General features: G+C 49.2%; 19 protein-coding genes and 1 tRNA gene. 13 read left to right on the forward strand and 7 right to left on the reverse strand.

The window, feature by feature from the left end:
• The first annotated feature begins 14 nt into the window (after positions 1-14).
• The 7 genes from BLU99_RS04560 (at position 15) to BLU99_RS04590 (ending at position 11,643) form a co-directional block, all read left to right on the forward strand.
• On the forward strand, positions 15-1,970 hold the full coding sequence (locus BLU99_RS04560) for a porin family protein (protein ID WP_144006086.1): 1,956 nt from the start codon (positions 15-17) through the stop codon (positions 1,968-1,970).
• Between the two features lie 148 nt (positions 1,971-2,118).
• Positions 2,119-3,051, forward strand: coding sequence for a hypothetical protein (locus tag BLU99_RS04565; protein ID WP_091900019.1), 933 nt, complete (start codon positions 2,119-2,121; stop codon positions 3,049-3,051).
• A gap of 18 nt (positions 3,052-3,069) precedes the next feature.
• The gene (locus tag BLU99_RS04570) at positions 3,070-6,141 is read left to right on the forward strand and encodes a SusC/RagA family TonB-linked outer membrane protein (protein WP_091900020.1); all 3,072 of its coding nucleotides are present in this window, start codon (positions 3,070-3,072) and stop codon (positions 6,139-6,141) included.
• 32 nt (positions 6,142-6,173) lie between these two features.
• Positions 6,174-7,760 (forward strand): RagB/SusD family nutrient uptake outer membrane protein, encoded by a 1,587-nt coding sequence (locus tag BLU99_RS04575; protein WP_091900021.1) that lies wholly within the window; start codon positions 6,174-6,176, stop codon positions 7,758-7,760.
• A gap of 52 nt (positions 7,761-7,812) precedes the next feature.
• Positions 7,813-8,865: a uroporphyrinogen decarboxylase family protein gene (locus tag BLU99_RS04580; protein ID WP_091900022.1), complete on the forward strand. Its 1,053-nt coding sequence runs from the start codon at positions 7,813-7,815 to the stop codon at positions 8,863-8,865.
• Positions 8,866-8,969: 104 nt separating this feature from the next.
• On the forward strand, positions 8,970-10,160 hold the full coding sequence (locus tag BLU99_RS04585) for a dicarboxylate/amino acid:cation symporter (protein ID WP_091900023.1): 1,191 nt from the start codon (positions 8,970-8,972) through the stop codon (positions 10,158-10,160).
• A 193-nt stretch (positions 10,161-10,353) separates the two neighbouring features.
• Positions 10,354-11,643: an O-acetylhomoserine aminocarboxypropyltransferase/cysteine synthase family protein gene (locus BLU99_RS04590; protein WP_091900024.1), complete on the forward strand. Its 1,290-nt coding sequence runs from the start codon at positions 10,354-10,356 to the stop codon at positions 11,641-11,643.
• Positions 11,644-11,705: 62 nt separating this feature from the next.
• Here the strand turns inward: BLU99_RS04590 and BLU99_RS04595 are convergent, their stop codons facing one another.
• The 3 genes from BLU99_RS04595 to BLU99_RS04605 form a co-directional block, all read right to left on the reverse strand.
• Positions 11,706-13,211 (reverse strand): succinate CoA transferase, encoded by a 1,506-nt coding sequence (locus tag BLU99_RS04595; RefSeq protein ID WP_091900025.1) that lies wholly within the window; start codon positions 13,209-13,211, stop codon positions 11,706-11,708.
• A gap of 89 nt (positions 13,212-13,300) precedes the next feature.
• The gene (locus BLU99_RS04600; RefSeq protein ID WP_091900026.1) at positions 13,301-13,948 is read right to left on the reverse strand and encodes a PAQR family membrane homeostasis protein TrhA; all 648 of its coding nucleotides are present in this window, start codon (positions 13,946-13,948) and stop codon (positions 13,301-13,303) included.
• Between the two features lie 9 nt (positions 13,949-13,957).
• On the reverse strand, positions 13,958-14,902 hold the full coding sequence (locus BLU99_RS04605) for a sensor histidine kinase (RefSeq protein WP_176771043.1): 945 nt from the start codon (positions 14,900-14,902) through the stop codon (positions 13,958-13,960).
• 288 nt (positions 14,903-15,190) lie between these two features.
• Here BLU99_RS04605 and BLU99_RS04610 point away from each other — a divergent pair, with 288 nt between their 5' ends.
• A complete protein-coding gene (locus BLU99_RS04610) occupies positions 15,191-15,925 on the forward strand; it encodes a tellurite resistance TerB family protein (protein ID WP_091900028.1) in 735 nt (244 codons plus the stop codon).
• Here BLU99_RS04610 and rnr read toward each other — a convergent pair.
• Entirely contained in the window at positions 15,906-18,128 is a 2,223-nt protein-coding gene (gene rnr, locus BLU99_RS04615) for a ribonuclease R (protein WP_091900029.1), read from the reverse strand. The two genes, BLU99_RS04610 and rnr, sit on opposite strands and share 20 nt — an antisense overlap.
• A 429-nt stretch (positions 18,129-18,557) precedes the next feature.
• Here rnr and BLU99_RS04620 point away from each other — a divergent pair, with 429 nt between their 5' ends.
• The 4 genes from BLU99_RS04620 to BLU99_RS04635 all read left to right on the forward strand — a co-directional run bounded on the left by BLU99_RS04620 (position 18,558) and on the right by BLU99_RS04635 (position 21,645).
• Entirely contained in the window at positions 18,558-19,547 is a 990-nt protein-coding gene (locus BLU99_RS04620) for an NAD-dependent epimerase/dehydratase family protein (protein ID WP_091900030.1), read from the forward strand.
• A gap of 36 nt (positions 19,548-19,583) precedes the next feature.
• Complete coding sequence (locus BLU99_RS04625) at positions 19,584-20,552, forward strand: phosphatase PAP2 family protein (protein ID WP_176771044.1); 969 nt, start codon at positions 19,584-19,586, stop codon at positions 20,550-20,552.
• Between the two features lie 179 nt (positions 20,553-20,731).
• A complete protein-coding gene (gene greA / locus BLU99_RS04630; RefSeq protein WP_091900031.1) occupies positions 20,732-21,199 on the forward strand; it encodes a transcription elongation factor GreA in 468 nt (155 codons plus the stop codon).
• 47 nt (positions 21,200-21,246) lie between these two features.
• On the forward strand, positions 21,247-21,645 hold the full coding sequence (locus BLU99_RS04635; RefSeq protein ID WP_091900032.1) for an HIT family protein: 399 nt from the start codon (positions 21,247-21,249) through the stop codon (positions 21,643-21,645).
• Between the two features lie 32 nt (positions 21,646-21,677).
• On the opposite strand, the gene BLU99_RS04640 is transcribed toward BLU99_RS04635, so the two are convergent.
• Complete coding sequence (locus BLU99_RS04640) at positions 21,678-22,772, reverse strand: mannose-1-phosphate guanylyltransferase (RefSeq protein WP_091900033.1); 1,095 nt, start codon at positions 22,770-22,772, stop codon at positions 21,678-21,680.
• 151 nt (positions 22,773-22,923) lie between these two features.
• Between BLU99_RS04640 and BLU99_RS04645 the strand changes: the two genes are divergently transcribed.
• Positions 22,924-23,005 (forward strand) — tRNA-Leu (locus tag BLU99_RS04645).
• Positions 23,006-23,094: 89 nt separating this feature from the next.
• On the opposite strand, the gene BLU99_RS04650 is transcribed toward BLU99_RS04645, so the two are convergent.
• Both BLU99_RS04650 and BLU99_RS04655 read right to left on the reverse strand, forming a co-directional pair.
• Positions 23,095-24,339 (reverse strand): esterase, encoded by a 1,245-nt coding sequence (locus tag BLU99_RS04650; protein WP_091900034.1) that lies wholly within the window; start codon positions 24,337-24,339, stop codon positions 23,095-23,097.
• A gap of 33 nt (positions 24,340-24,372) precedes the next feature.
• Entirely contained in the window at positions 24,373-26,715 is a 2,343-nt protein-coding gene (locus BLU99_RS04655) for a glycoside hydrolase family 3 N-terminal domain-containing protein (protein ID WP_091900388.1), read from the reverse strand.
• Positions 26,716-26,857 lie beyond the last annotated feature (142 nt).

The following is a 26,857-nucleotide window of genomic DNA, read 5'->3' on the forward strand; positions in this document are numbered from 1 at the left end:
AGAAACAAAGAAACATGTTAGGAACTCTTTTGCTATCAACCATATTTCTGACGGACACGACTGCCACGGCGCCACATCATCTGGACGAAGTGGTGGTCGTGTCGTATAAACAAGGTGGCAAGCGCTCGGCCAAGGGACAGACAGCGTCTATCGACGAGCACCTGTCGGAGCTGTCGCATGTCGAACTGGTGCGTCGTGGTTCATATGCTTGGGAGCCGATGGTCAACAACATGCAGACGGAACGGTTGTCGACCACCATTGATGGCATGAAGATCTTCTATGCCTGCACGGACAAGATGGACCCCGTGACAAGCTATGTGGAGAGCGGCAATCTACAGAGCATCAGTCTGAATGCCGGGTTGAACGGAAACCCACAAGCCACTGGCAACATCGGTGGCAGTCTGGACCTACGTCTGCGAAAGGTCGGCTTCGCTGGCGCCCCTTTCCACCTGAACACCTCCGTAGGCTACGAGGCCAACGGTCAGCTACAGGTATATGGTGCCGACGCGACACACTCCAGTCGGCATTTCTATATCGGTGGTGGCGCATTCTATCGTCATGCGGACAACTACAAGAGCGGTGGAGGAGACAGACTGCCGTTCTCACAGTTCCAGAAGGTGAATGCCTTTGTCAACACCGGTCTTAAGCTGACAGATAACAACGTGATGGAGACGACGCTGATTGTCGACCGTGCCTCCGACGTAGGCTACCCAGCCCTCAATATGGATGTTGCCAAGGCCGAGGCTTTCATTACATCACTCTCGTACAAACACCTGTTTGTCAGCCCCCTCTTCAACTCATGGGAGACCAAGGTCTACTATAACCATATCGTCCACGAGATGGACGACACCCATCGGCCTGACGTGGAGATTCACATGGATATGCCAGGACGAAGTTGGACGGCAGGCGCCTATAGTCTGCTGACAGGATCCGTTGGACGGCATGAGACGAGTCTGAACGTAGACGGGTATTACAACCGTCTGTTTGCCGACATGACCATGTATCCGGGTGGTGCCGCCCCGATGTATATGGTGACATGGCCCGACGTGGGCACGCTCAACATGGGTGTCTCCTTCTCTGATCGTATCATACTCTCCTCCCTGTCGGTCCTTCACCTCTCGGCAAAGGTGTCGTGGCAACAGCAACGACTGAACAACGAGGAAGGTCACCAGGCACTAAGTGTGTTCTTCCCTGGGATGCGACGGCAATATCACCAGACAACAGGTCGCATGGCCGCAAGCTATCAGTTATCCCTCTCCGACCTCCGGCTCTCAGTTGGTGCCGGCTGGGGGAGTCGTGCGCCCACGGTAACAGAATCTTATGGATACTATTTAAACAATACCTTCGACCAGTACGACTACATCGGCAATCCACGTTTGAAGAACGAGTCGGCAGTAGAAGTAAATGCGGCCATCAACTGGCAACCCGACAAGACCTTCTCCATAGGTATTGACGGCAACGCATTCCTTTTCACCAATTATATCATTGGACAGTTCGAGACACGACTCAGTCCTATGACTGTCGGTGCAGAGGGCGTAAAGGTATATGGGAACATCAGTCATGCCATCATCGCCAACGCCTCGCTGACAATAGGATGGAAGCCCTTCGACGGTCTCAACTGGAGCACGACACTCGCCTTCAGCCTTGGACATGATGAGCATGATGACCCACTGCCCCTCATCGCACCATTCAGTTATACCTCCCGACTGACCTACTCCACAGGACGTCTCAGACTGTTGGCAGAGGTAAAAGGACATGTACGACATACGGCATACGGCGTAAAATACGGTGAGAAGGAAACACCGGGATGGGTCGTCTGTAACCTTTCAACAAGCTACACACTACAGCATGTCACCTTACGGACTGGCATAGAGAATATCCTTGATAGGTTCTATACCACATATGCCGACTGGAATGGCATCCCTCAGAAAGGGCGGAATATCTACCTGAACATCTCTTTTGAGCTATAAACAGGGCCTTTCTGCCCTGCAAATCTGGCCTTTCTGACAAAAATACCACACCTTTGGTATACGGAATGACATATCAAAGGGATTGTGGGAATACGGGAATCGCCGTACCTTTGCACCAGAGATGATTAATAAACTAAACAACAGAATTATGAGAAGAATCGTATTTACAATAGCATTGGTATTGGGGCTTGGATTACAGAACAACATCTGGGCTGAAGGAAACAGTGTAAACGGTAACGTGCGTACCATTAAGAGTCCGCGCTTTGCACGGCCACTGGTTGAGAAATGGATTGAGGAATACGCCAAGACTGAGCCGGGCGTGGTGTTCCAGATTGTAAAGGGTTCGGGCAGTCAGGATAACATTGACCTTCATATAGTATTAGAAAACAAAGAGATCAACAACGAAGGCTTCAGTCATGTCGTCTATTTCGGAGAGACAGCCGTACTGCCTATCACCGCACGTCGTTCGGAGGCAGCACGACTGCTCGAAGGGAAGCATCTGAACAACAAGAAGATCAAGCAGCTCTTCTTCCTCAACGACGATTTCGATGAGGACGTGAAGAAGATCAAGGCTTTCGAGAACATTATTATCTATAGCGGTAGCAACGCCACCTCGGTAGCCGCCTCGTTTGCCCATAACTTCGGTGAGGAAAGCAGTAACTTCCGGGGCAAGCGCATCTCTGGCGACGACTTGTTCCTGAACACGGCCCTACAGAAAGATCCTCTCGGTGTGTCGTTCAACGCCCTTCCGAACATCTTCGATCTGAAGAGTCGCCACCTGAAGAGTGACCTCTCACTGATTGGAATCGACGTAAAGCGCGATCTGGAAAACAGCTTTAGCGATAACGGTACGCTTGATGATGTGCTTGTTGCACTCGAGAACGGGAAAGTGTCTGGAGTTGCCGTAGAGAAGATCGGCCTTGACTATAACATCGCCGATGAGGCCGTCAGCCGTTTCCTGAGATGGATACTTAACAACGGCACGAAGTACAACCATGAATTCGGTCTGCTAAACCTAGACAGTAAGATCGCTCAAGCCGAAGCAAGCAAGATTAATGACACACTGACAGCACAGAAATAAAAGATAATCATTAGACTTATGGTAAAAAGATTGTTTATTGCAACTGTTGTTGCGATTAGCCCCTTATTGGCTATTGCCCAGAACCTGATTACAGGACATATCACTGATGGACGCACGGGAGAACCGTTGATCGGCGCCTCCGTCATTGTGAAAACAGAGAAGACACAAGGTGTTGTCACCGACGTTGATGGAAACTTCTCCCTGAAGACCAAGGTGGAAGCTCCACTTACCCTCCGTGTGGAATATGTAGGCTATCGTCCTCTGGACGTAGATGTCTACGACTTCGAGGAGCCCGTAGAGATCCGTCTCGTCGATAACTCCAGTCGTCTGGACGAGGTCGTCGTCGTAGGCTATGGCGCTCAGAAGCGCTTGGAACTTACCAGTAGTATCTCATCCGTTGGCGACGATCTACTCAAGCAGTCGAACACCTCTGTCGAGAGCGCCCTTCAGGGAGCCGTAGCAGGTCTGAATGTGACCACCACCAGCGGCCAGCCTGGTGCAGCCAGCATCATCCGGGTACGTGGTGGAAACTCCATCACCGGCGGTAACGAGCCCCTTTATGTCATCGACGGCTTCATCGTCTACAACGACGCCTCATCGAACCGCACTGGTGCACGAGGCACCGATGCCGTGCTCGACCCGCTGGCTTTCCTGAACCCAAGTGATATCGAGAGCATCGAAGTATTAAAAGATGTGTCGGCCACAGCCATCTATGGCACACGAGGCGCCAACGGTGTGATTATCATCACAACCAAGAAAGGCTCTCATGGTCGTAACAACATCAACTACAGTGCCTCCTTCGGTTGGAGTCGGATCAGTAAGAAGGTCGACTTCATGGATGCCTGGCAGTGGGCTGACCTATGGAACGAGATGTACGAGAACGGTGAAGTTGGCTATCGCCTGGACGAGCCGACCGAGAGCTACGACTGGCAGGATGCAGCCTTGCAGACCGGCTTTCAACAAGAGCATCAGTTGTCGGCCGTAGGCGGCGACGAGATCTCACGCTATAGCATCAGCGGCAGCTATAAGAGTCAGGAGGGAATCATCATCAACACAGGACTGAAGCGCTATGCCGGACGTGTCAACTATGAACGCAATGTGCTGAAGAACCTTCTGGTGGGTGTCAACGCCAATGGTGCCTATAACAAGATGACAGGTATGTCGGACAGAAGTTCGATGTTTGCAGCCAACTCCTGGTATGGTGCCATCTCACATACACCCTATACCTCTATTTATAATGCCGACGGATCATTCAACTACGAGCCGACACCGACCAGTGTGGATATCTATAATGGTAAGGTGGGTAATCCTATCAGTGACCTGCAGAACTATCAGACAGAGACGGAGAACACCCGCGTGATGGGAACAGGCTTTGCCGAATGGACCGTCATACCACAACTGAAACTGAAAGCCAGTCTCGGTGCTGATCTGTCGAACACCCGTCAGAGCTACTATGCCCCCTCTTACACCTCTGACGGACTGCCTTACAACGGCTACGCTTCCGTTGGACAGACCAAGACACACGTATGGCAGACGGAGTACACCGCCACCTACAATAATGTTTTCAAGAACGTGCACTCGCTGACGGTCCTCGCAGGATATACCGCCCAGCGCACAGACCGCAGTAGGATTGCCACCACAGCCTATGGATTCAGTAACGATGCCACTGGCTATGACAACTTAGGCGCTGCCAGTACGACGCAGCCTTCATCAAGTGGGCATTACATCTCTACGCTCCAGTCATGGATTGGTCGTGTAAACTACAGCTACGACTCACGGTATAACGCCTCACTCACACTCCGCGCCGACGGTAGCAGTCGATTCGCGAAGGACCATCGTTGGGGATGGTTCCCCTCATTGGGCGCCTCATGGAACATCGACCGTGAGAAATGGTTACACCTGAGCAAGAAGGTTGACTATATCCAACTGCGGGCATCTATCGGTGTCGTAGGCAACCAAGAGATCGGCGACTACCAGTTTGCCGCCAATGTGGTGCCCCGCACGGTGATTATCGATGGTGAACGTGCCACAAGCTATATCATCTCGAATAAATCGAACCCCGACCTGAAGTGGGAAACCACCACCTCTTATAATATAGGTCTGAGCTCTGGTTTCTTCCGGAATCGTCTGACAGTGACACTCGACGGCTATTATAAGAAGACAAGCGATCTGCTGCTTGATGTGCCAGTAGAACAGGTGACCGGTTTCTCCACCGTACTACGAAATGTGGGTTCTGTCACTAACAAAGGTGTAGAACTGGAAATCGGCGGCGTGCTCATCGAACAGAAGGACTTACGCTGGACACTGAACGGCAATATCGCCCATAACAAGAACGAGGTCGTCAGCTTAGGTGATGCTGAATACTTCATCCCCTCGCATGGCTACACCAACCCACTTATCGTAAAAGTCGGCGAGCCCCTTGGTTCATTCTATGGCTACAAGTTCAAGGGGATCATTCAGACAGGAGAAGACCTAAGCAGTCTGCCTTCGCAAACCATCTCGACCGTCGAGCCCGGTAACCCGAAGTTTGAGGATGTGATCAAAGATGGTGTCGTGAACGAACAAGACCGTGTGGTACTCGGAAACATCCAACCGAAATTCACCTACGGTTTCAACACGAAGGTGGCTTACAAGAGCTGGGACCTCTTTGTCAGCGCAAGCGGAAGCTACGGTAATAAGATCTTCAACGAACTGGCCTGTCGTCTGGAGCGCGGTAATGGCTACTATTACAACCCGTTGGCTACAGTGGCTGATCGTTGGACACCCACCAATCCCAGTCAGACAATTCAGAAGGCCAGCAATGCCACATCGATCTACACCGACGACCGATTTGTGGAAGACGCCAGTTATCTGAAGATCAGGAACATCCAGTTGGGCTATAATTTGCCGCTGAAACAGATCACAAAGGATGCCAACCTCCGTCTCTATGTATCGCTACAGAACTTCTTCACCATTACTGGTTACAGAGGCTATGACCCTGAAGCCAACCGTAGCGGAAGCGACGAGACCAGCGCCCTGTACCAAGGCATTGACAACGGAACCTATCCCTCGTCTAAAACTGTTTTAGTAGGATTCAATATAACGCTTTAAGAAGTTAGAAGATAAAAAGAAGATTAAGAGTTATGAAGAAAAATGTTATCTATATATTCGCAGCAGCACTACTGCTGAACAGCTGCGCCGACCTGGACCAGACATCCCTGAGTTCTATTGATAGAGACAACTTCTACAAGAGCAAGGAAGATATTGAGACTGCCATTAACGGCATCTATCAGGAGTTTACCGTTGATGGGTTCTATGGCATGTTTAACAACCAGAGCATTTACATCAACGATCTGCAAACCGACTATGTGAAGGCTGGAGCGCAGACTAACTCCGCCCATATCCGTGAGCTATCAAACTTCGCCGTACAGCCGACCAATCTCTTTGTGGGTTATGCCTGGGAAGAACACTATACGGCCATCAACCGCGCCAATGTTGTGATTGACAAGGTAAGCGATGCCGCATGGCTCGATGAGCAGACCCAGAAGAACTATATCAACGAGGCCCGTTTCCTCCGTGCCCTGATGTACTTCAATCTGGTACGTTACTTCGGCGGTGTGCCCATCGTTCTGCACGACGGTGAGGGCGAGGGTGCCCCACGCAACACGATTGATGAGGTGTTTGAACAGATCGTCAATGACTTTACCGCTGCAGAGAGCCTGCCTGCCACTTATTCTACACGTGACAGCAAAGCCTCATCATCTGCCGCATCCGCTCTGCTCTCGAAAGTTTATCTTGAGTGGGCGCAGACGAGCACCGAGAAAAGCAAGCTCAACCAGCGTGACTATTACCAGAAGGCCATCGACTACGCTCAAAAGGTCATCGACTCTGGCAAATACCGTCTTTTGGACAAGTTTATCGACAACTGGTCGGTCGACAAGAAAAACGGCCCGGAACATATCTTTTCTATCGAGCATGACCGCAGTGTGAACGGTAATGTGACAGGCCATTGCACATTCGCCACCAACTGGAGCAATTCTGAGCCCGTACTATTGGCAACCAGCGACCGCTACTACGAGCAGACCGACCCTAAGGACCAACGCCGCGACGGCTCCTGGGCCAAGCGTATCTACAATCCCAATACAAGTTCCGACTTCGTGTTCGACATTCCACGATTCCGTAAGTATATCGACTCTCTGAACTACGCTAATCCGTCATCAAGTGGTAATGCTGCAGGACAGTCGACTAATACGACCGTCATCCGCTATGCAGAGGTGCTACTTATCAAGGCTGAGGCGGAAAACGAGTTGAACGGTCCTACTGCTGCCGCCTACGATGCCATCAACCAAGTGCGTCGTCGTGCCTATTGGAGTCCATATCTGAATATCCAAAACACACCCTCCGACGGTTCGCCACTGGAACTGAGTGGCCTGACAAAGGAGGAGTTCCGCGAGCATCTGCGCGAAGAGCGTCGTCTGGAATTCATACTTGAGGGGCATCGTTGGTTTGACCTGAAACGCTGGCATATCCTTGTAAAATATGTCAAGGCTCACACACCCAGCAACGAAGAAGTCACTGGCACAAAGACCACCAAGGCAGAGAATGTCTCGAAGAAGAACTACTATCTGCCTCTGCCACAGGATCAGATCATCCTCAACCCCAACCTCGAACAGAACTGGGGTTACAGCGGCGAGACCGGAGACGGCCCATACGACAGCAGCTTTGAATAAACCCCAAGCAATCAAACAGATCATCAACAATAATCATTAAAATAACAACAACATGAAAAAGATTGTAAAGTCAACATTGGCAGTCATTGCACTTGCCACTCTTACCAGTCAGGCTGCTAATGCCCAGTCTTCTACCTCAAAGGTCAACAGCCGTGAGCGTATCCTCCAGGTGCTCGACCAAAGTCGTCCTAACGAATACGTACCGGCAGCCTTCTTCCTGCACTTTGAGAACAAACTGGGTCGTAAGGCCGTTCAGGATCACAAGGATTTCTATCGTGCCACCAACATGGATTTCGTGAAAGTGTTCTATGAGATCTCTGTTCCGAAGATTGATATCCTGTCTGGAAAAGACTGGGCAAAGGTCCCTGTCTATGGTGAAGATTTCTTCGAGCCACAGGTAGCCGTCATAGCAGACCTTGCACGTGAGTTTGGTGGTGAGGCTTTTATACTGCCTACCGTCTATTCGCCTCTGGCACTGGCCGGTCAAACACTGGGATTCGGAAATCGCAAGAATCTCAAGAAACTGATTGAGGAAGACCCGAAGGCTTTCGGACAGGCCATCAAGAACCTCTCACTGAGCATCGAGAACTATCTCCGTGCTGCCCGCAAGCATGGTGCCGACGGTTTCTACGTATCTAGTCAGGGAGGTGACGGCAATTCCCTCACTCCTGAGGTTTGGAATAAGTACGTACGTCAGTGGGATAAGCATGTGTCTGAAGTTGCCGCAGAGATTGGTGAGATCAATATTCTCCACATCTGCGACTATGGTACACCATTCAAGAATGCAGAAGCTCTCTACGCGTTCGCCGACTATCCAGCAAGCATCATTAATGTTCCTCTGAAATTCTCTGATGGATCAACGCTCAACCTGAAAGAAGCCCAACAGCGGTTTGGTCGTCCTATCTTTGGCGGACTGGAGCGCTTAGGCGTCATCGCTACTGGTACCATCGAGGAAGCAAAGGCCGAAGTTGACAAGGTACTGGAGAACGCATCACCCAACTTCATCCTCGGTGCCGACTGCACCGTGCCAGGTGAAACCGATTGGGAAAAGTTGCGCGCCGTCATCGACTACACACACACATGGCGACAGACACACAAGAAGTAGTCTCATATACTTTATTTCTATGGTTCGGGTGACACAGTTTTTTATAACTATGTACCCGGACTTTTCTAATTAATTTGTATTTTTGCAGGCAGATTCTCAAACTAATGAAAAGAACGTTATTATGGATAGGTGCACTCGTGGTGGGTGCTGTTTTAGGACTACTTGGGCTGGATTGGCTCAACGAAGTGATGGATTTTGTGGCGACAGTATATACAAGACTTTTCCAGTTGTTGGCAGTGCCAACCATCGTACTGGCGGTAATCACGACCTTTGCCACCTTTGGATCCAAAGGTTCAGGTAGGATATTCGGACGAACACTAACCTACACACTACTGACCACCTTCGCTGCAGCCATTGTTGGAGCCTTTCTCTATGTACTCATTGCCCCAGGCAACCTGCCCGCAGAAGCTCTCGTGACAAATGATGTGACAGAAAGCACACCACTCTCATACAAAGAGCATATTCTCAGCGTCATCCCAAACAATATCGTACGTCCTTTCCTCGAAGGCAACGTGCTATCACTGCTTCTATTGGCCTTTGCCATTGGTATCGGATTGTCGAAGTTGCCGGAGACCGAGAATAAGACCATCGTTGTAAAAGGACTTCTCGGGCTGCAGGATCTGCTTTTCTTTCTCATCCGCGGCCTCATCTGGACACTGCCTCTCGGCATTGTGGCTTTCTCCGCTCAGTTGTCGGCACAGGTCTCTGCAGGTGTAGTGGCCGATAGCATCGGTAAATATGTGTTGGTGGTATTAGGCGGCAATATCATCCAGTTTTTCATTGTACTCCCGCTGTTTCTCTTGGCACGAGGACTCAATCCCATTCACGTGCTTGGGAAAATGATGCCAGCCGTTCTCATGGCTCTCTTTACCAAAAGCAGCGCCGCCACCTTGCCCGTCACCATGGAGACAGCTGAGAATCGCCTTGGCATCCGTCGTCAGGTCGCTCGTTTCGTCTTGCCTATCTGCACCACCATTAATATGAACGGCTGCGCAGCCTTCATCTTAGTGACCTCTCTTTTTGTGATGCAACAGGGAGATACACCCATCACTCTTTCCACCATCCTACTTTGGATTCTTATCGCCGTCATCTCAGCTGTAGGCAATGCAGGTGTACCGATGGGCTGTTTCTTTCTCACACTCTCCCTGATGTCGGGCATTGGTGCACCCGTCGCTGTACTGGGAATTATCCTACCTATCTATACTATTATAGATATGGTGGAGACAGCCGAGAATGTATGGTCCGACTCTTGCGTCGCGGCAATGGTAGACAAATCACAGTCTCAGGGGGCATAAAAGCCCCCTTTTTTAGTAAATTATTCTATTTAAGCTGTTATAAAGAGTAGCATTTAGAATAACCATCCATATAATTCTACATAATAGATATATCTTCCGATTTTTGAGCAAAATTTGGATGATAATTCTAATCTTCGTACCTTTGCAGCGTGAATAAGACATTAAATAACAAAAAAAGAAAGGATATATCATTATGAGTACAAAGAATTATCGTTTTGAGACACTGCAACTCCATGTAGGCCAAGAGCAGGCCGACCCCGCTACTGATGCACGCGCAGTACCCATCTACCAGACCACAAGCTATGTGTTCCACAATAGTCAGCATGCCGCCGACCGCTTTGGTCTGCGCGATGCCGGTAACATCTACGGTAGACTGACCAACTCGACACAGGGTGTGTTTGAGGATCGTGTAGCAGCCCTCGAGGGTGGTGTCGCCGGTCTGGCCGTAGCTTCTGGTGCCGCCGCCATCACCTATGCCCTACAGAATATCGTTCAGGCTGGTGATCATATCGTGGCAGCCGACAACCTCTATGGTGGCTCATACAACCTGATTACCCACACGCTGGCAACACAAGGCATCAGCAATACTATTATCAACGTGAACGACCTCACCGCACTCGAAGCTGCCATCAAACCAAACACGAAGGTTGTATATGCAGAGACTTTCGGAAACCCGAACTCTGATGTGCTTGACTTGGAAGGAGTGGCAGCCGTGGCTCACAAGCACGGAATCCCCTTCATCGTGGATAACACCTTCGGCACACCTTATCTTATCCGTCCGTTGGAGCATGGCGCAGATATCGTCGTTCACTCAGCTACAAAGTTCTTAGGTGGTCACGGGTCGTCTCTTGGTGGCGTCATCGTAGATGGTGGTAAGTTCGACTGGAAGGCTAACCCCGACAAATTCCCGACACTGGCAAAACCCGATCCCTCATACCATGGTATCGTGTTTGCCGATGCAGTGGGTGCCGCAGCCTACGTAACCCGCATCCGTGCCGTCATCTTACGTGATACTGGTGCAGCCATCTCACCTTTTAATGCTTTCATCCTGTTGCAAGGTGTCGAGACACTGAGTCTGCGTGTGGAGCGTCATGTAGAAAACGCCCTGAAGGTGGTCGACTTCCTCGCCAAGCACCCGAAGGTTGCCAAGGTGAACCATCCCGCATTGGAGAGCCACCACGATCACAAACTCTATCAGAAGTATTTCCCCAATGGTGGTGCCTCAATCTTCACCTTCGAGATCAAGGGTGGACAAGAAGAGGCATGGAAGTTCATCGACGCCTTGCAGATTTTCTCTCTGCTGGCTAACGTAGCTGACGTGAAGAGTCTGGTGATTCATCCCTACACCACCACTCACTCCCAGCTCTCGCCCGAGGAACTGGCAGAACAGCATATCACGCCTTCGACCATCCGCCTCAGCATCGGAACAGAGCACATTGACGATATCATTGCTGATCTGAGTCAGGCATTTGATAAGATTTAAGGGGTTTACCTAAGAAAAGAGGCCTCGCTGTTATAGCGAGGCCTCTTCTCTTTTTGATTCACTTATTTGATATAGTCTGCGAAATCCGTCAGTTTCATGTCACCCTTACGTGCCAACGTATCATGCAAAGCGAAGGCGGCTGTCAGGTTATGACGAGTCTGTCCCATCTTCGCAATCTTCAGGTAGTCCCAAAGCAACTGCTTATAGTCAGGATGCGCACAGTTCTCAATGATGATCTCCGCACGCTGAGCAGGCGACTTTCCGCGCAAGTCGGCGACACCCTGTTCGGTAACAATGATGTTCACATCATGCTCCGAGCTATCCTGATGACTGACAAACGGAACAATCGAAGAGATTACACCACCCTTGGCCACAGACGGACAGGTAAATATGCTCAGATAAGCGTTACGGATAAAGTCACCCGAGCCACCGATACCATTCATCATCTTCACGCCACTAATGTGCGTTGAGTTTGCATTACCATAGAGATCGACCTCTATAGCAGTGTTGATGGCTATCACTCCCAATCGACGAATCACCTCCGGCGAATTGGATATCTCACTCTGACGCAGTGTCAGATGATCCTTGAAATAGTCCATATGATCATATACCTGCATCAGACAATCATTGCTGACCGTCAGGGAACAGGCTGAAGCATCCTTCACACGGCCGTTCATCATCATGCCAACCACAGAATCCTGCAGCACTTCGGTATAGATATTAAAATCAGGTACGTGCTTGTCCTGGCCCAGAGCACCAAGGATGGCATTGGCTGTTGAACCCACACCACTCTGCAACGGCAGGAACTCCTTAGGAATACGCCCCTTGCGCATCTCCTCAACCAAGAACTCAGCCGTCAGGAAACCAATCTTATCAGTAACAGGATCGCTGTCTTTAAAAGCACGGGCCTCATCAGGGATGTTACACTCCACGACTCCCACCACCTTCTCCTTTGGAATCGACACGTAAGGTTTACCTATACGGTCGCTGACGTGTTCGATTGGAATAGCCTTGCGGTAAGGAGGATCCAATGGCTCATACACATCATGGATAAATCTCGCATTCGGGTTATGAAATGAATTCAACTCTAATATGACATGTTTGGCCAGACGAGCAGCCGTCGGAGAAATACCACCGGCAGCAGTCAGATACACATGATAGTCATTGCCTGCCTCCTCAATGTCGCATACCTCAAGAATCGCCCAATCAAGATTACCATAGAAGCCATAACGCAACTCCTGTGCCATATGACTCAAGTGCAGATCGTTATAAGGGATTTCCCCCATATTTACATGCTTACGGAAATCAGGATTTGTCGTATAGGGTGCACGATACTTTATAGCCTGCGCATTGGCAAGGTCACCATCAGTCGACTGTCCCGTCGACGCACCGGTAAAGATACCCACCTTGAACTCACGCCCAGCCTCATGCTCAGCAACGGCAATCTTTGCTAATTCCTTTGTTGTTGCCTTGGCCACACCCGCAGGTGTAAAGCCGCTCATAGCGATATTCTCGCCATTCTTAATCAGTGCTGCAGCCTCCGCAGCAGTCATACGTGTATAAGCCATATCTTACAGTTTTTGCAAATTTTGCTCGCAAAATTACAATTTTTATAGCGAAATACAAAACAAAAAACAAATTATTTACCGCTACCTTCTTATAAGTACTCCATCAGTACATCCCAGACGGCAATGATATGACAGACGCTACCTGCCAACACAAAGAAATGAAACACAGAGTGCATATATTTCTTTTTGTTCAGAGAGTAGAACACTGCCCCCGTGATATAGCATATTCCCTCAGCAATTATCCAGATAACTGCCGCCGTACTGACAGAATCCAGTAGCGGTTTGAAAGCAACAAGCACACTCAGTCCCATACCCACGAAACAAAAGGTTTCCAGATTTGAATGCTCTTTTAGCTTAATGAGACTAATAACCGTTCCAACAATAGCACAGAGCCAGACAAAAGAAAAAAGACTCCACCCCCAGTATCCCTGACTGCGTAACGCAACCAATGTAAGCGGAGAATAACTTCCGGCGATATGCCAATAGATGGCGGCATGATCCCATTTCCGGAGCCGTTCTTTCCATTTCGAATGATGCTTGATAGAATGATAAACCGTAGAAGCCACGTAAGAACCAAGCATACCAAAGAGATAGAGGATGACACCAATCCGTGCCCAATTGTTATCGCTTCGGAAACACCACACTAGGAAGATGACACCAACCACCACCCCAAGCAGAATGCCTCCGCCATGCGATACTGCATTCCAGATTTCCTCTTTCCTCGTGTATTTTATCACTCCACTCGCTTACGCTTCCTCAAAAGGCATCTCATACACAAAGCTTGAGCCGCCTTCATAGTCCTCGTCCAGATAGAGGCGTCCACCAAGCATCTTTGCGATCTGACGACTGATCGCCAGTCCCATGCCAAGACCCTCTGTCACACCATCGAACTTGCGGAACGGCAGAAACAACTGACTGCGGTTCTCCACGGGGATACCTTCCCCCGTATCACTGACCCGTATCTGTAGTCGCGGTTGTCCTTGGGAATCGTCACTCTCCACCGTTCTGACTCTCAGTGTAATCGCGCCCATCCTTGTATGTTTGCAGGCATTCGACAAGATGTTACGCAGCAACTGTACCATCCGACGACCATCCGTATAGATTCTCGTATCTTTGAGCACCACAGGATACTGATGCAACAGCTTTACTCCCGGTTGAACCTCATTCTTCACGCTCTCGCGTGCCTTATAACAGATCTCCATCAGACTCACCACCGTCTTATGAATAATCAAGCTACCTTTTTCCATCTTTGATAGATCGACCAAGTCATTTACGACATTAATCAGTCGCTCGGCATTCCTGTGGATATGATCCTTCATTATCCGTTTCTCTTCCTCCTCCATATGTTCGCCGGCCACACCGTTCAAGAGATCATTAAAACCAATAATCGCATTCAAGGGGGTTCGGATCTCATGGTTCACATTATTCAGAAATATCTCTTCCAACCGGCTTTGGTCTTCATTTCCGTATCGCGGTCTTCTTTCCGTAATATTACTCAGCCGGAATATATAACCATCGGTCTCCCCCTGATCGTTGGTAAAGGGGACAACGAAAGACTCTAAGACAGTTCCATCCTCGCGAATCCACTGCTCTTTTCCAGACTTCCCTTCACGGATTGATCGACACAGCAATTCACAATCTTGCGGATAGTCATTCTGTAACCTGTTGAACTCTTCGTTACTGGTCATCATATGTCCATCTTTATCGTAAATCCCTATGCCAATCTGTAATCCTGAAAAAGCCAGATTTAGCATTCGTTGTTCAATCTGTCCTAACATTATAGCTGATTAATATAGTTTTTATGTGTGCAAAGATAAGAACTTTTCCTTGAAAAAAAAGAAAAAAAGACATATTTTCTTCCGTTTTTCGCATAATCGAGTCTCGTTAACATCATCCCTCGGCAAAAAAGTCCCCAAATTCTTTGTTTTCCCAGAAGATTTCCATATCTTTGTATCCATAGACACCATTTATCAACAAATATGGGAGGAGTTCTTACAGACATCATGACTATCACGACAGACAATGACTACTCATTGGCTCGTGATCTTATTGGCCTTGCCCTTGCCGACGGAAAAATCACTGAAGAAGAAAAGGCCGCCATAGCAAGAATCTGTCAGTTGGACAATATCACCGAGGATCAACTCAAGGAGATGTTCAAGAGTAGCGGTCAACAAGCTCAAGTTGCCATTCCCGCCACTCGAAAAGAGAAGGAAGATTATCTGGTCAAGATGATTCAGGTTATGGGAGCCGACGGCGACAGCGCCACAGAAGAGATTTTCCTTTTGGAGATCATGGCGGGAAGACTTGGTTTTTCCCGACTACAGTTGACAGCACTAGTATTGCTCAATGCCACCAGGAAAAATTTCCCTGGCGACTTTGGCGCCAAGGTACTTTCTACTTTCCTGAAGAACATTGTCGACCCTAAGGGTAAAAGCAACCAACAAAACCACGATAATATCGCTAAGATTTACGATGCGGTCGCAAACACTACAATCCTAACAGACGATGCTCAGGAGAACCAGCTTCTCCTAAGAGAGGCCTTTGCCAAAGCGACCCAGACCCTCTTAGCCAACGAACTACTTGCCCGTGAGTTCCAGACGGCGGGTCTTAACTTCAGGGAAATACTAGAGTCTGAGAGCATAAAAGCTCTCGGAAGGCAGATTCAACTGCAGCAACGGCCAGGAGACATCATTATCAATCGTCTGCCAGGGTAAAATCGAGCTGTTTCTTCTCGAGGTTCGCGCGAGCCACCTGGATACGGATCGGATCACCGAGCTGATACTTCGTGTGATGACGGCGGCCAACAATCATATAGTTTTTCTCGTCGAAATCGTAGTAATCGTCACCTAGATCACGGATGGGAATCATACCCTCACAATGGTTCTCATCTATCTGAGCATAGATGCCATACGACTGGATACCGCTGATATGAGCATCGTACGTATTACCTATCTTATCCTCCATAAACTCCACCATCTTATATTTGATGGAGTCGCGTTCTGCATTCTGGCTGATCTGCTCCATATCAGAACAATGCTCACAGAGTTCCTCATACTTATCCTTGTTGGCCGAGCGAGCACCCTCTTGGTACTTCGTCAGCAGACGGTGCACCATCGTATCAGGATAACGGCGGATAGGTGAGGTGAAGTGTGTATAATAATCGAAAGCCAATCCATAGTGGCCGATATTATGGACGCTGTATTTTGCCTTCATCATCGCACGGAGAGCCACAGTCTCAATAGCATTTTGCTCACGGGTTCCCTCTGCCGAGGACATCAAAGCATTAAGACTGCGGGAGATGGCACCCTTCGTTCCGCTGGTCTTCACCTTATAGCCGAACTTGGCAACAAACTCACGCAGATTCTCCAGCTTAGCCGGATCCGGTTGATCGTGAATACGATAGGGAAGCGTCTTTGCCTTCACCCCTTTCTTCACCTTACCAACAGACTCGGCCACGGTTTTATTTGCCAAAAGCATAAACTCCTCAACGAGTTTATTGGCATCCTTTGATGTTTTGAAGTAGGCCCTGATGGGCTTACCTTTCTCATCGATATCGAAATGTAGTTCTTCGCGGTCGAATTTCACAGAACCATTCTTGAAACGGGCGGCACGAAGTTTCTTGGCCAGAGCATCAAGCTTAATAAGTTCTGTAGCATACTCCCCCTTGTAAGGATGTTTCTTCGTAGCTGGCGGTGCCGGCTCTCCTGTGCCGTCCTTGACACCGTTATCCTCAAGAATCTGCTGCACCTCCTCATAAGCGAAGCGGCGGTCGCTGCGGATCACGGTATGGGCCAGATGCCAGCTCTTCACATTCGCCTCATCATCCATCTGGAAGATGACGCTATAGCACAGTTTCTCCTCGTTAGGGCGGAGTGAGCAGATGAAGTTACAGAGTCGTTCGGGCAGCATGGGGATCGTACGATCCACGAGGTAGATGCTCGTGGCACGCTTCACCGCTTCCTTATCGATCATGGAACCCTCCTTCACATAGTGTGACACATCAGCGATATGCACGCCCACCTCCCAGAGCTGCCCTTTGCTCTTCTGCGCCTCACCATTACCAACGGCTCTGATAGACAGAGCATCGTCGAAGTCTTTGGCATCTTTGGGGTCGATGGTACAGGTAAACACATCACGGAAGTCCTCACGTCGTGCGATCTCCTGTGGTGTAATCGTCGCATCAATTTTCTCTGCAGCCTCTTCCACTGCCTTCGGATACTTGTATGGCAGGTTATACTGCGCAAGGATGGCATGCATCTCGGCGTTGTTCTCACCAGTCTTTCCCAAGATGTCAATCACCTCGCCAATGATATTCTTATGTTCTGAGTCGGGCCATTGCATCACCTTAACCACAGCCTTATCATCAGACTTACCTCCTTTCAACTTACGTTTCGGGATGATGATGTCATGAACAAATGTACTATCGGGGGTAACGAGGAATGCAATATCCTTCGTCACTCGGAGCTTGCCGACGATAGTATCATGAGCCCTCTTGAGAATTTCCACCACCATAGCCTCCTTAATATGTTTGTCACGGCGGGCCATATACGATACTTTTACACGGTCACCATCCATGGCCGACATAGAATTACGCTCTGCCACAAAGACTGGGGTTCCACCGTCATCGGGCACAAAGGAATTGCGCCCTGTCGCCTTGCGACGGAAGATGCCCTCCTGAACCTGCGTTTTCATGTTCAGGCGGTATGAGTTATCGCTGACCTTGCTCAGGAAGTCGTCCCATGCCATCTCCTCCATCACGTCGATAGCAAGCATCTTCAACGGATGGGTATCAAACTTCAGTGCTTTGAATATCTGCTTAAACGAGAATGTCTCGTTTGGGTTATGCTGAAAGAGATTCTGAAGCAGTTCACTGACCTGCTTCTTCCCTAGTCGTTTTCCACCTTTTTTCTTTCCCATAGTCTTATATACTTCATATAGTTCGACGGCAAATTTACGAAAAAACGAGAGAAATGCAAAAGGAATCCTTGTTTTTCTTTTGCATTCTTATATGTTCTATTTGACTAAATGTTTACAAATTGTATGCCGTCACGAGGTCGCATGAAGAAAGGGTGGAGCAAGCTGGGAGTTTCATGCCGGCAAAGTGGCAGAAACCTGGGAGGAAACCCCGACTTTCCCGCTGGGAAAAACAAACAGCCCCAAAACGCCCATAAACAGGGCTTCCCAAAGTCGTCTCCACAACAGGTAAACAATCTTTACTCTATAACAAACAAACTTCCTGTCCAAGGAGGCATCTCTTTCTGTACAGACAGGCCCTCTGAACTTTTATGCCCTTTTCTTTCGCAAAATGAGATTTTTGCACTACCTTTGCACCCAAAACAGCGAAAGATGAAGATTCTGATTACTGGCGCGAGCGGATTTATCGGCTCGTTTATCGTAGAGGAGGCCCTCAGAAGAGGCTTTGAGACATGGGCTGCCGTGCGAGGAAGTAGCTCAAGGGAATATCTGCAGGACGAGCGCATCCACCTCATCGAACTGAACCTCTCGTCGAAGGAACAACTCGTAGAACAGCTACGAGACAAGGACTTTGACTACGTGGTGCATGCTGCTGGTGTGACGAAATGCCTGAACAAAGCCGACTTCCGTCGCATCAATACCGAGGGGACGAAAAACCTTGTCGAGGCACTCACCGATTTGCAGATGCCATTGAAACGCTTTGTGTTCGTGAGTAGTCTCAGTATCTTCGGAGCCATCCGTGAGAAACAGCCCTATCAGGAGATTCGCGAGACGGACACCCCACAACCCAACACCGAATACGGAAGGAGCAAGCTGGAAGCCGAACAGTTCCTTGCCACGACCACAATACCTTATATTATATTAAGACCAACAGGTGTATATGGCCCTCGTGAAAAGGATTACTTCATCATGGCGAAGAGTATCAAACAACACTCCGACTTTGCCGTAGGCTTTAAGCGTCAGGATATCACGTTCGTGTATGTCGACGACGTGGTACAAGCAGTCTTCCTCGCCTTGGAGAATGGCAAGACGGGGCGTAAATATTTCCTCTCCGACGGGAAGGTATACCAGAGTGCCACATTCAGTAACCTGATCCATGAGGAACTAGGACGTCCTTGGTGGATCCGCATCACGGCACCCGTATGGGTCCTCCGCATCGTAACGTTCTTTGGAGAGTATATTGGGCAGATAACAGGTAAGGTGACGGCCCTAAACAACGACAAGTACAACATCTTGCGCCAGCGTAACTGGCGCTGTGACATAGAACCGGCTCGGCGCGAGCTGGGCTACCAGCCGAAGGTGCAACTGGCGGAAGGCGTCAAGAAGACCATCCAGTGGTACAAAGACCACCAGTGGCTGTAATCCGCAATTGACAACAAAAACAATACTGAACTCACATTGAAATCACTAAGATATTTATTCGAGATTGAGAAGAAGCCGAAGAAAGGACTGCTGACCGTCGAATGGGTCATCCTCGGCTATCTGGCACTCACCCTGCTGATCATGTTTTTCACCTACACGAAAGTGGTCAACCCCGAGTCGATGCTCTGGGGGCGCATACGTATCGTGGCGATGACCATTGCCATGTGGGCTGTCTACAGGATGCTGCCCTGCAGGTTCACCCACCTCTGCCGCATCATTGCCCAGATGGCCCTGCTTTCCTGGTGGTATCCCGACACCTATGAGTTCAACAGGATGTTCCCCAACCTCGACCATCTCTTCGCAGGCTATGAGCAACAGCTTTTCAACTGCCAGCCTGCCCTGCTCTTCTCGAAGAACTTCACCAATCCGGTGCTCAGCGAGCTGATGCACCTGGGCTATGCCTCGTACTATCCACTGATCGCCTTGGTGACCCTGTTCTATTTCTTTTACCGTTATAAAGAATTCAGTCGCACGGCCTTTATCATACTCACTGCGTTCTTCGTCTACTACGTCATCTTCATCGCGCTGCCCGTCACAGGACCACAGTACTACTATCTGGCCGCAGGTATGGATAACATCGCCAACGGAGTGTTCCCCAACATGCACGACTTTTTCGCTACACACAGTGAGAGCCTGCCCATCCCCGGCTATCGCGACGGATTCTTCTACCAATGCGTGGTGGCCGCCCACGATGCCGGCGAACGCCCCACGGCCGCCTTCCCCAGCAGTCATGTAGGCATCTGTACAATCTTGCTCTTCCTCGCCTGGCGCGCCAAGAACAAGAAACTCTTCTATGGCATACTGCCCTTCTTCGTGCTGATGTGCTTCGCCACCGTTTACATCCAAGCCCACTATGCCGTAGACGTCATCGGAGGATGGGTTTCCGCAGCCATCATCTACATGGTTCTCTGTTATGCATGGAGATTTACAGGTCATCGCAACTGATGTTTTTTTGCGAGAAAAATTTGTTTGATTCGAAAATATTTCCTATCTTTGCACACAGACAAGTAAGGATAAGACATCATAAGATCATGAGGATTCCGACACGACGGTATTGTCGGGATTCTTTGTTTTTTGTTTATCCATCTTAGAAGAACAATGTAGAACAATAAAAAAGAATAACTATGGCTTATATGTCACAAGAAGGCTATGACAAACTGATAGCCGAACTAAAACATCTGGAAAGTGTTGAGCGCCCAAAAGCCTCAGCCGCTATCGCCGAGGCACGCGAAAAGGGCGACCTCAGTGAGAACTCAGAGTATGATGCCGCCAAAGAGGCACAAGCTCATCTTGAGGATAAGATCAATCAGTTAAAGTTGACCATCTCCGAGGCAAAGGTTGTCGATACATCCCGTCTGAGCACTGACGCCGTTCAGATTCTGTCGAAAGTAGAGATGACGAACTTGACCAATAAGGCCAAGATGACTTATACCATCGTCAGCGAGAGCGAGGCCAACCTCCGCGAGGGAAAAATCTCTATCCAAACTCCAATCGCACAAGGGTTGCTCAATCACAAGGTGGGCGATGAAGTAGAGGTGACGATACCACGCGGCACCATCAAACTCCGTATTGACAAGATCACTGTAGGTTAGCCCTTGGCTGCCGACTGTTAGCTGTTGAATCATTAAACGATATAACGATGGATATTTTCAGTAAGATTGCAGCAGGCGAGATTCCTAGCTATAAGTGCGCTGAGAACGAGAAGTTCTACGCTTTCCTTGATATCAACCCATTGGTAAAAGGCCATACCCTCGTGATTCCTCGTCGTGAGGTAGACTATATCTTCGACATGGGCGATGATGAGATTGCCGAGTATCAGGTGTTCGCCAAGAAGGTGGCGCTGGCAGTCGGCAAAGCCTTCCCTTGCAAGAAAGTGGCTCAGGTGGTACTTGGCCTAGAAGTTCCTCATGCCCATATTCATCTGATTCCGATGCAGTCGGAGCAGGATGTCGACTTCCGTCGTGAGAAACTGAAGCTCACGGAAGAAGAGTTCAAGGATATCGCATCAAAGATATATGCAGAATACAAGAAGCAGTAGTCCGAAAGGCTACTGCTTCTTTTTTTATCTTACTATACAAAATCATCACCGTATCGAATCTGCACCTCACTGACATACTTACGGACGAGCGAAGACGAGTCGCCCTTCTTACAGATCATCAGCACATTACCTTCCTCGGCGACAATATAGCCGTCTAAGCCATTGAAGACACCAAGTTTCCCCTTCGGCAGTTTGATCACATTATCGTGACAATCATCCATCACCACCTCCGAGTTGATTACCACATTGTCGTTCTCCACCTTGCTCATCGCCTCATAGATAGCATGCCATGTACCCATGTCGGCCCAACCAAAATCGCACTTCATGACAAAAACATCGTCACTGTGCTCAAGGATAGCATAGTCGATAGACAAGTTCGGATAAAGCGAGTAACGTTGAGCCACATACTCCATCTCCTCCTCATAGGTATAGTTGGGTTTCTCCACCTCAAGATTACGCAGTACCTCTGGGAACTGCATCTCGAAATTATTGCGCAGATGCTGAGCATTAGAGATGAAGATGCCCGTGTTCCAATAGAACTCACCACTCTCCATAAACATCTTCGCAAAGTCACGTTCCGGCTTCTCTGTGAACGACTTCACCCTATACACATCCAGTTCACTGCTCTGGTCGCCCAACTGGATGTAACCATAGCCTGGCTCTGGTCGCGTGGGCTTCACGCCCATGACCAGCAGAACATTATTCTCTGACACATAAGCGATACCATTCTCCAGACTCTTGACAAAAGCATCCTCATGAAGCACCATCTGGTCCGAAGGGGTTATGATGATATTCGCATCGGGGTTCTCCCGAAGAATTCTCATATTCGCCCAAGCCACACTTGGAGCAGTATTACGATGAACAGGTTCTACCAAGATATTCCGTTCTGGTATCTCTGGCAACTGCTCTTGAGCCTGCACCAGATATTCCTTACACGTACATATATATATATTCTCTTTTGGCAAAAGTTTCGCAAAACGATCATAAGTTTCCTGCAGTTGCGTACGTCCTGTCCCGAAGAAATCAATAAACTGTTTGGGATACAAATTCCTACTACAAGGCCATAATCGTCTGCCGCGACCTCCTGCGAGTATCACGCAAAAGTTTCTCTTGTCAGTTTTATCCATGAATCATATTTATAGTTAACCTTCTGTTTGCGAAGATAAGCATAATAAGTGATATCTGCAAGCATTTTTTATTTTTTTATCAGAAACCTTTGTGATTTCATTTTTTTATATTACCTTTGCACCCACTTTTGGTAACCAGCAGGCGACACATGCCCAGATGGCGGAATCGGTAGACGCGCTGGTCTCAAACACCAGTGGGGCAACCCGTGCCGGTTCGACCCCGGCTCTGGGTACTTCGGTACTAGTTTAAGACTGGTTACAAAAACAAGAGCGCTGCAAGTCAAAACTTACAGCGCTCTTTTCATATATAATCAGTTTTTCCTTATTTAAAAACCTTCTGTGCAAACATCGTCAGATAGATGCGCCAGTTACGCCAGATGTGTCCGCCCTCAGTCTCCACATATTCATATTTGTAACCTTTGGAATCCCAGTAGTCACGCAGATCGACGGTACCCTGATAGAGGAAGTCGGTCTTGCCCATACCCATCCAATAAAGCTTGGGCTTACTACCGAACAGACGAGCTGACTGTCCCGCGAAATCGGGATCGCCCTTGATCTGATCGGCAAACGATCCTTCCATAATCTGACTCTTGCCGAGATGCAACCCAGCAGAGAAAAGACCATAATAATCGAACGTTGTGGGATAGAGCAGGCTGATGTGGAATGTGTGACCGCCCCCCATCGAGAGTCCGCAGACCGCACGACCTGCACGACTCTTGATGGTGCGATAGTTGGCATCGACATATTTGACGATGTCCATGAAACTCTCTGGGATTGTTGCAGCAGCAGGAGCCGTGGGACCAGTACCGCTGTCACGGAAACCCGGGGTGTACATGCCAAACGACCACTCCCCAGGAGCCGCCTGACAATTGGGATTACCATTGGGCATCACCACAATCATGGGCTTGGCCTTACCCGCGGCAATCAGATTGTCGAGAATCTGCGCAGCACGCCCAAGCTCGCTCCACGCGTTCTCATCACCACCAGCGCCATGCAACAGATAGAGTACCGGATAACGACCGCCTTTGTCATAGCCCGCAGGGGTATAGATGGTCATGCGGCGCTGCATCTTCAACGTCGGACTGTTGTACCACACCTTGGAGAGGTTGCCGTGAGGCACCTCGTTCACACGATAGAGATCACCCTTGTCGCCTTTCTGGTCGCTGACAATGAAGATGTTCGAGAACGACACGATATCACGGTTCACATAGATATTGGCAGGATCCTTCACCCCCGTCATGCCATCGATATTAAAGGTATAGCTGTACATCTCTGGAGCGAGCTTGTCGGTGGTATAGCTCCACACACCGTTCTTGTCCTCCTTCAGTTGTGCCACACCTGGAGCATCATAGGAGCCAAAGCCAGGCGCCTCGATGGTCTGCGTGGGCAGGAAGTCGCCTGTCACCTCCACCTTCACGGCCTTGGGGGCAAAGAGGTTAAAGGTCACCGTTCCGTCGGGATTGACGACGGGCGATTGTACGTTGGCACTGTTGAAGAGTTTCTCCTGGGCTGAGGCATTCATGCAGCAAACCGCTGCAAGCGCCATCATGATAATTGTTTTCTTCATACGATATTATACTTATAGTTGTCTTACCTTTTCTTATCTCCGCAACAGATTCAGTTGTACGTTGGGCTTCATGACGTTGTTCACCTTCCGAGTATAGGCCTTCACCTTGGCTGTGGCCTTGGCCTCCACATCACTGGCCGACGAGCAGATCATAAACGTATACAGACCGGCATCGGTCTTCCATGCCGACAGCTTCTCGTTGAACGAAGCGAGATCAGCAGTCGAGACCGTCATCGTCACAGTCTCGTTTTCACCAGGCTGCAGCAGACGTGTCTTGGCAAAGTTGCGCAACTCCTTGGCCGGCTTGTTTGCCTTCTTGCTATTTGGTGCAGCCACAAAGAGCTCCACAACATTACGACCAGCATAGTCGCCTGTATTCTTCACATCTACCTTGATAGTAAAGATACCATTATTCTCGCTCACACGCATATTCCCATAGTCGAACGTCGTGTAACTCAGACCAAATCCGAAAGGATAGGCCACAGGCTTGTCGAAACTGTCAAAATAGCGATAGCCCACGTAGATATCCTCCTCATAGTTGGTAAAATCGATATTCTTCTGCGGCTCCCGTTTCTTGGCATCATCCTTGTTTCGTCCCCACATGAACATTGCACCAAGCGTCTTATCATCGACATTAGAGGGGAAGTTCCTGTCAGCATAGGCATCACCGTACTTGATCTGGAAAGTCATAGGCAATTTTCCGCTGGGGGTCACCTTACCAGAGAGTACGTCGGCCACAGCAAAACCACTTTCCTGTCCACCTTGCCAAGTACAGACAAGTGCATCCACCTGATCCTGCCATGAGGCCACGTCGATAGGACTGCAGATGTCAAGCAGGACCACCACCTGTTTCCCTTGTGCATGATAGGCCTCACTGACCTGTTTGATGAGTGCCTTCTCACCATCTTTCAGATAGAAGTCTGCCTCACTACGGTCGGCAGCCTCACCACTCTTACGTCCCAGACTGATGATAGCCACATCACTACCATCGATGGCAGAAGCAAGCTCTTCATTCGAAAAGAGCTTCTCCTCTGCACGAGCAGGAGGCATCAATGAGAACTGCGGGCGACCGTTGGGATATAATCGTTTCTGCTCGCCAGCGATATGTTTCTTATAGATGCCGATGAGAGGCTTATACACCTCATAGCCTGCGCTACGCATACCTTCAACAAGCGAGACGGTATAGTGACCTACGGTAGTACCACCAAAGCCCGACCCTCCAGATATCCAATCATAACTGGTACAACCGAAGAGAGCCACACGCTTACCCTTTAACGGCAACAGCTTCTCCCCGCCTTCGGAAGCACTGGAGGAACGACCGTTCTTCAGCAGTACGATACCATCGGCCCCCACCTCACGCGCCACCTGAGCATGCGCCTTCAGGTCTGGGGTGTTCGTATATGCATAGCCCCTGAAGTTATGGGTTTTCACGACATATTCAAGGATACGCTTTACGTTGGCATCGAGCACCTCCATCGACAGTTGTCCATTCTTAGCGGCAGCAAGAATGACCTGATACTGCATATCGCTGCCAGGCTGTAGCATATCGTTACCGGCCTGCATGGCGGCCACAGCATTATCACCGCCGCCCCAATCCGACACATACATACCTTTCCATCCCCACTCGTCGCGAACGATGGTGGTCAGTAGTTCATGATTCTGCACGGCATATGGACCGTTCAACTTATTATAAGAGGTCATAATGGTCCAGGGATTGCTCTCCTTGACCATGATCTCAAAGGCCTTCAGATAAATCTCACGAAGTGCACGTTGTGACATCTGAGAGATATTGTTGCTACGGTTAGTCTCCTGATTGTTTGCAATAAAATGCTTCGGACAGGCGGCCGTACCCTCACTCTGCACACCGTTCACATAGCCTGCAGCAATCATGCCCGAGAGATAAGGGTCCTCACTATAGTACTCATGATTTCTACCACAGAGGGCGTCACGTATCAAGTTCATCGAGGGTGAGAGGATCCAGTCGAGTCCGAATTCTTTCACTTCATTACCGATGCCTTGTCCGACCTTATAGGCAGCCTCACGGTCCCAAGTAGAGGCAAGGGTCATGCTAGCCACAAAGTCCGTGGGATAATAATCACGATGATCCCAATCACGGTGATGGTCCATACGCAGGCCTTGCTGACTATCGGCACAGTAGGTCTCGGGGATACCCAGACGGGCGATGGCATACGTGCTTCCTGCCGTACCAGGGAATTTCGCCTCATCATTGAAATGCATACCGCAACCCAGTACAAGATGACATTTCTCTTCCAGCGTCATCGTTTGCACAATCTCGTCAATATTGATTGCAGAGAGCTTGACCTGTGCAAAGACAGACATATGCAAGCCGCTACCCAAGAACGTGCCTGCAAGCATCAGACATAGTTTAATCTTCTTCTTCATTGTTTTATAGTTTTGTTATTGATTCTGCAAAGATACGAAAACCTTACAGATTCCGGCTGCAAAGATATAGATTATTTTCAAAAACGCTTTTCCGCTCCGTTCATTTGTTTTATAT

The organism is Prevotella sp. lc2012 (assembly GCF_900107065.1).
In the GTDB taxonomy this organism is placed as follows: Bacteria; Bacteroidota; Bacteroidia; order Bacteroidales; family Bacteroidaceae; genus Prevotella.